The organism is Streptomyces sp. NPDC060205, from assembly GCF_042728395.1.
In the GTDB taxonomy this organism is placed as follows: domain Bacteria; phylum Actinomycetota; class Actinomycetes; order Streptomycetales; family Streptomycetaceae; genus Streptomyces.
The window spans coordinates 1-6,446 of sequence record NZ_JBHWZP010000441.1; the positions used below are offsets into that span (position 1 = coordinate 1).

General features: G+C 72.7%; 6 protein-coding genes. 3 read left to right on the forward strand and 3 right to left on the reverse strand.

Going from position 1 to position 6,446, the window contains the following annotated elements; translation table 11 throughout:
- Positions 1 to 93: 93 nt before the first annotated feature.
- Together ACFWGJ_RS40380 and ACFWGJ_RS40385 are read right to left on the reverse strand one after the other, a co-directional pair.
- The gene (locus ACFWGJ_RS40380) at positions 94 to 765 is read right to left on the reverse strand and encodes a response regulator transcription factor (RefSeq protein WP_189773250.1); all 672 of its coding nucleotides are present in this window, start codon (positions 763 to 765) and stop codon (positions 94 to 96) included.
- A 57-nt stretch (positions 766 to 822) separates the two neighbouring features.
- The gene (locus ACFWGJ_RS40385; protein WP_366785711.1) at positions 823 to 2,031 is read right to left on the reverse strand and encodes a sensor histidine kinase; all 1,209 of its coding nucleotides are present in this window, start codon (positions 2,029 to 2,031) and stop codon (positions 823 to 825) included.
- Between the two features lie 172 nt (positions 2,032 to 2,203).
- Here ACFWGJ_RS40385 and ACFWGJ_RS40390 point away from each other — a divergent pair, with 172 nt between their 5' ends.
- A complete protein-coding gene (locus ACFWGJ_RS40390) occupies positions 2,204 to 3,226 on the forward strand; it encodes an SAM-dependent methyltransferase (protein WP_387333945.1) in 1,023 nt (340 codons plus the stop codon).
- A gap of 60 nt (positions 3,227 to 3,286) precedes the next feature.
- On the opposite strand, the gene ACFWGJ_RS40395 is transcribed toward ACFWGJ_RS40390, so the two are convergent.
- Entirely contained in the window at positions 3,287 to 4,438 is a 1,152-nt protein-coding gene (locus ACFWGJ_RS40395) for an NADH-quinone oxidoreductase subunit D (protein WP_387333944.1), read from the reverse strand.
- Between the two features lie 31 nt (positions 4,439 to 4,469).
- On the opposite strand from ACFWGJ_RS40395, the gene ACFWGJ_RS40400 reads away from it, so the two are divergent.
- Positions 4,470 to 5,009, forward strand: a complete 540-nt coding sequence (locus ACFWGJ_RS40400; protein WP_381834061.1) for a PH domain-containing protein — start codon at positions 4,470 to 4,472, stop codon at positions 5,007 to 5,009.
- A gap of 92 nt (positions 5,010 to 5,101) precedes the next feature.
- On the forward strand, positions 5,102 to 6,400 hold the full coding sequence (locus tag ACFWGJ_RS40405; protein ID WP_387333946.1) for a PH domain-containing protein: 1,299 nt from the start codon (positions 5,102 to 5,104) through the stop codon (positions 6,398 to 6,400).
- Positions 6,401 to 6,446 lie beyond the last annotated feature (46 nt).

Below are 6,446 nucleotides of genomic sequence, written 5' to 3' on the forward strand. Positions count from 1 at the left end.
CCGCCTGGGTGCCTAGGGGCGCGGGGAACTGCGCGACCAGCCCCCACCGGGCCCGCAGGCGAAGACGAGGGCCCGAGCCGGAGCGCCGAGCGCTCATCCCTGGCCGCCCGCCCGTACGAGGCCCGTCTCGTACGCCAGGACCACCACCTGCACCCGGTCCCGCAGACCCAGCTTCGTGAGGATGCGCCCCACGTGCGTCTTGACCGTCGCCTCGGAGAGGACCAGCCGCGCGGCGATCTCACCGTTGGACAGCCCCTGGGCGACCAGGATCATGACCTCCCGCTCCCGCCCGGTCAGCCGCTCCAGCTCCTTGTGCTGGGGATCCTTCCCGGCACTCGGCAGCAGCGGCGCGAAGCGGTCCAGCAGCCGCCTGGTCGTCGAGGGCGCGACCACCGCGTCACCGCTGTGCACGGACCGGATCGCGGCGAGGAGCTCACCCGGCGGCACGTCCTTGAGCATGAAGCCGGAGGCGCCCGCCTTGAGCCCGGAGAAGGCGTACTCGTCGAGGTCGAAGGTGGTCAGGATCAGCACCTTCGGCGGATTCGGGTCCGAGCAGATGCGCCGGGTCGTCTCCACCCCGTCCAGCTTCGGCATGCGGACGTCCATCAGGACCACGTCGACGTCCCTGCCGCGCAGCGCCTGCAGGGCCTCCACACCGTCGCCCGCCTCCGCCACGACCTCCATGTCCGGCTGGGCGTCGAGCACCATCCGGAACCCGGTGCGCAGCAGCGCCTGGTCGTCGACGAGCATCACGCGGATCGGCATGGGGAGGTCCTCCGGTCGGTTCGAATGCGTGTACGCGTCTTCGGATGCGTGCACGTGTCAGTGAGCGGGCTTGAGCGGAAGGAGGGCGCTGATGCGGAAACCCCCGCCGGGACGCGGCCCGGCGTCCAGGGTGCCGCCGACCATGCCGATGCGCTCGCGCATACCGATCAGTCCGTGGCCCTGGCCGTCCACCCCGCCCTCCTCGTACAGCTCGTGCGGGGCGCCCTTGCCGTCGTCCTCGACGAGCAGGCCGAGGCCGTCGTCGAAGTAGACCAGGCGCACACTCGCCCCCGCGTTCGGCCCCCCGTGCTTACGGGTGTTGGTGAGTGCCTCCTGCACGATGCGGTACGCGGTCAGCTCGACGCCGCTGGGCAGCGGACGCGGAGTGCCCTCGATCTTGAAGTCGACGGGGAGACCGGACCCCCGGCACTGCTCGATCAGGTCGTCGAGCTGCTCCACATCGGGCTGCGGCACGTACTCGCCGGACTCCTGGTGCTCGCCGGTGCGCAGCACCCCGAGGAGGCGGCGCATCTCGGCGAGGGCCTGCCGCCCCGTCCCGGAGATGATCTCCAGGGCCTTCTTGGCCTGGTCGGGCGCGGAGTCGAGGACGTACGCGGCGCCGTCGGCCTGGACCACCATCACCGAGACGTTGTGCGCGACGACGTCGTGCAGCTCGCGGGCGATCCGGGCCCGCTCGGCGGCGACCGCGACCTTGGCCTGCGCCTCGCGCTCCTTCTCCAGGCGCGCGGCCCGCTCCTCCAGCTGCGCGAAGTAGGCGCGGCGGGTCCGCAGGGAGTCGCCGAGGACCCAGGCGAGGGCGAAGGGGACCGTCTGGAAGATCACTATCGCCACCTGCCCGGCGGCGCTCTGGTGCTCCTCCGGCCAGCGCAGCTGCGCCAGCGGGGCGGCGAGCAGGCCGGCCGTGAGGGCGAGCCGGGACGCCCAGCGGGTGCCGTTCGAGGCGACCGTGTAGGTGATCACCAGCAGCGCGAAGTCGGCGGGCGCCAACGGCATGTCCAGCACCAGCTGCGCCCCGCCCATGGAGACGGCGAGGATCAGCATCGACTCGGGCAGCCGCCTGCGCAGCGCGATCACCAGGCAGAGCAGCAGGGTGATCGGAAGGGTGACGGCCAGATGGTCGGTCCCGGAGTCGGAGTTCTCCTGCCCGGCCGTTCCGCTCGCGACCGAGATCCCGAGCAGGACGACGGCCCAGAAGCCGTCGACCCATGTCGGGTGCCTGCGGAGAAAATCATAGAGGCGCTGCACGTAACCCAGCGTAGGGAAGCGTGCTGTGTGCAGGGGTCAACCGGAGGGTCGATCCGTAACCGGTGCTTGTACTCCCCAAGGTGGAGGCCACCTGAAACTTGGCGCTTAGCCTGGCGAGGTGACGGCGAGGGAAACAGGGGTGGGCGCAGTGGAGCGTGAGGCGGCGGCCGGGATGCGCGGGTGGCGCCCGGCGACCGAGGAAGCGCTGTACGGGCCCCGCGGTTTCTATCGCAGGCCGGAGGGCCCCGCAGGCCATTTCCGCACCTCGGTGCACGCGTCACCGCTGTTCGCGGAGGCCGTGGCCCGGCTGCTGCTGCTCGTCGACGAGGCACTGGCCCACCCCGCCGAACTCGCCTTCGTCGACCTGGGCGCGGGCCGCGGCGAACTGGTCGGTGGCGTGCTGAAGGCGCTCCCCGCCGAAGTGGCCTCTCGCGCGCGCGGGTACGCCGTGGAACGCGCCGCCCGCCCCGCCGGACTCGACCACCGCGTCGAGTGGCTTCCGGAACCCCCGGCGGGCGTCACGGGTCTGCTGTTCGCCAACGAGTGGCTCGACAACGTGCCGGTGGACGTGGCCGAGGTGGACGCGCACGGAGTGCCCCGCCGCGTCCTGGTGGACGCGGCCGGGACGGAATGCCTCGGGGAGCCGGTGGAGGGCGCGGACGCGCGCTGGCTGGAGCGGTGGTGGCCGCTGACGGGCGCGCCCGGCGGCCCGCTCCCCGCGGAAGGGCTGCGGGCCGAGATCGGTCTCCCCAGGGACACCGCCTGGGCGTCCGCCGTGGCGGCTCTGGGCCGCGGTCTGGCCGTCGCCGTCGACTACGGGCACGACGCGGGCGCACGGCCGCCGTTCGGGACGCTGACGGGCTTCAGGGAGGGCCGGGAGACCGCCCCGGTACCCGACGGCTCCTGCGACCTCACCGCCCATGTGGCGCTGGACGCCTGCGCCCTGCCCGGCGGCCGGCTGCTGAGCCAGCGGGAGGCCCTGCGGACGCTGGGTGTGAGCGGCGGGCGGCCGTCCCTGGCCCTGGCCTCCACGGACCCCGCGGCCTACGTACGGGCCCTCGCGGGCGCGGGCGAGGCGGCCGAACTGACCGCCCGGGGCGGCCTGGGCGACTTCGGCTGGTTGACCCAGCCGGTCGGCATCCCGAACCCACTCGCCCCGGCCCCGGTCCCGGAAACGAAACAGCCCTCTCCGTAGAACCCGCCCGGCAACGAGGTCCTTATTGCCGCCGACGGACCCGACCGCCCCGCGCGGGCCCTACTTGTCGATGTCGCCCACCACGAAGAACAGCGATCCCAGGATCGCCACCATGTCCGCGACCAGCGTGCCCGGCAGCAGCTCGGTGAGCGCCTGGATGTTGTTGTACGAGGCCGAGCGCAGCTTCAGCCGGTACGGGGTCTTCTCGCCCTTGCTGACGAGGTAGTAGCCGTTGATGCCGAGGGGGTTCTCGGTCCAGGCGTACGTGTGGCCCTCAGGGGCCTTCAGGACCTTGGGGAGCCGCTGGTTGATCGGGCCGGGCGGCAGTTCCGCGAGCCGGTCCAGACAGGCGTCCGCGAGGTCCAGCGCGTTGTGGGTCTGCTCCAGGAGGCACTCGAAACGGGCCAGGCAGTCGCCCTCCTGGCGTGTGACGACCTTCAGGGTGTCCTGGAGTTCGCCGTACGCGAGGTACGGCTCGTCCCGGCGCAGGTCGAAGTCGACACCGGAGGCGCGTGCGATCGGCCCGCTCACTCCGTAGGCGTGCACCGCCTCGGGGGAGAGCACGCCGACACCGCGCGTACGCCCCCGGAAGATCTCGTTGCCGAGCACCAGGTCGTCGAAGCGGTCCATGCGGGAGCGCACTCCGGAAACGGCCTCCCGCGCGCGGGTGGTCCAGCCCGCCGGCAGGTCCTCCTTGAGGCCGCCCACCCGGTTGAACATGTAGTGCATGCGCCCGCCGGAGACCTCCTCCATGACGTGCTGCAGCTCCTCGCGCTCGGTGAACGCGTAGAAGATCGGGGTGATCCCGCCCAGTTCCAGGGGGTACGACCCGAGGAACATCAGGTGGTTCAGGACCCGGTTCAGCTCCGCGAGGAGCGTGCGCGTCCACACCGCACGCGGGGGGACCTCCATGCCGAGCATCCGCTCCACACCGAGGACCACGCCCAGCTCGTTCGAGAACGCCGAGAGCCAGTCGTGGCGGTTGGCCAGCATGATGATCTGCCGGTAGTCGCGCGCCTCGAAGAGCTTCTCCGCGCCGCGGTGCATATAGCCGATCACCGGCTCCGCGCGCTGGATCCGCTCTCCGTCCAGGACGAGCTTGAGCCGGAGTACGCCGTGGGTGGACGGATGCTGGGGCCCGATGTTGAGCACCATGTCGGTGCTCTCCGCGGCGCCGCCGATACCGACCATGGTCTCCGTCGTAGGAGTCATGCGGACAGTGTGTCGTACGTACGCTTGCTGCATGGAGACGGGGACCTCGGAGAACGCGGGGCAGACAGCGGGACGGCCGACCGGGCCGGCGGCGGGGCGACCGGCGGACGAGCCGGTGTGGATCGCGCTGCCACCGGGGCTGCTGAGAATGCGACGGCTGCTCCTGGTGGTGTGGCTGGGACTGCTGACCCTCGCCACGGGCCTGCTGCTCGGTCTGTTCGCCGGGCCCGCCTGGGCGGCCTTCGCGCTGCTGCCGCTGGCCGCGCTGGTGTGGGGCTGGCCGATGCTGGGGCGCAACTGGCGTTCCTGGCGCTATGCCGAGCGCGCGGACGACCTGCTGATCAGCCGGGGTGTCCTGTGGCACGAGGAGACCGTCGTGCCGTACGGGCGCATGCAGCTGGTGGAGGTGACCTCCGGTCCCGTGGAGCGGCACTTCGGGCTGGCGAGCGTGCAGCTGCACACGGCCGCCGCGGCGACGGACGCCCGGATCCCCGGGCTCGTACCGGCGGAGGCGGAACGGTTGCGCGACCGGCTCACCGAGCTGGGCGAGGCCCGATCGGCGGGGCTGTGACGACGTCACCGGACGCCCCCAGGGACGTACAGCACATACCGGCCGGGACCGCGGCCGACACCGGAGCCGAGGCCCCGACCGGGGCCACGGCCGTGGGGGAATCCGTGCCGCGCGAGCGGCGGCTGCATCCCGTGACCCCGCTGCGGCGCGCGTGGGCGCCGGTCGCCGTGATCGCCGGATGGGCCGTGCACGATCCCGACGGGGCGCAGCGGCAGCTGATGCGGCTCACGACGACCGTCCTGCTGGCCGCCCTCGCCGCCGCCGTCCTGGGAGCCGCCCTCTACGGCTTCCTGAGCTGGTGGTTCACCCACTTCTCGGTGACCGACACCGAGCTGCGCATCCGTACGGGGCTGGTGTTCCGGCGGACCGCGCACATCCGGCTCGAACGGATCCAGGCCGTCGACGTCACCCAGCCGCTGCTGGCCCGCGTCGCCGGTGTCGCCAAACTCAAACTCGACGTCGTCGGCACCGACAAGAAGGACGAGCTGGCTTTTCTGGGCCAGGAGGAGGCCCGGACGCTACGGGCCGAACTGCTCGCCCGGGCCGCCGGTTTCGCCCCCGAGACCGTCCACGAAGTGGGCGAGGCACCGGTCAGCCGGCTGCTGCACGTACCGGCCAAGGTCCTCGCCGTCTCGCTCGTCCTGACCGGGGCCACCTGGGGGACGCTGGCCGCCGCACTCGTCGTACCGCCGCTGCTGTGGTTCGCCACCCACAGCGTGTGGACGGTGCTCGCGACGGCGCTGCCGCTGCTCGGCGCGGCGGGCGCGAGCAGCGTGGGCCGCTTCGTCGCCGAGTACGACTGGACCGTGGGCGAGTCGCCGGACGGGCTGCGCATCGACCACGGACTGCTCGACCGCACCCACGAGACCGTGCCGCCCGGGCGCGTCCAGACCATCCACATCGTCGAGCCGCTCCTGTGGCGGCGGCGCGGCTGGGTCCGGATCGAGCTGGACGTGGCGGGCTCGTCCAACTCCGTGCTCGTGCCGGTCGCCCCGCGCGAGGTCGCCGAGTCGGTCATCGCGCGCGTGCTGCCCGGCGTGACCGTGCCGGGCACCCTCGCGCGCCCCCCGCGCCGGGCGGGCCGGTGCCTGCCGTTCTGGTGGCGGGGTTACGGGATCGCCGTCACCGACACCGTCTTCGTGGCCCGGCACGGGCTGCTCCGCCGCAGCATCTCGCTCGTACCGCACGCGAAGGTGCAGAGCGTGCGCCTCGAACAAGGGCCCTGGCAGCGCCGCCAGGGGCTCGCGGACGTCCGGGTGGACACCGGGGCCAACAAGACCGTGACGGCCCGGCTGCGGGACGCCGGGGAGGCGGCGGAGCTGCTGTACGCGCAGGCGGACCGTGCGCTGACCGGCCGGCGCGAGGCCAGGCCGGACCGCTGGATGGCCTGACGGCCGGACAGGTGCCGGACATGCGTGAGGGCGGTGGCTGTCCGCC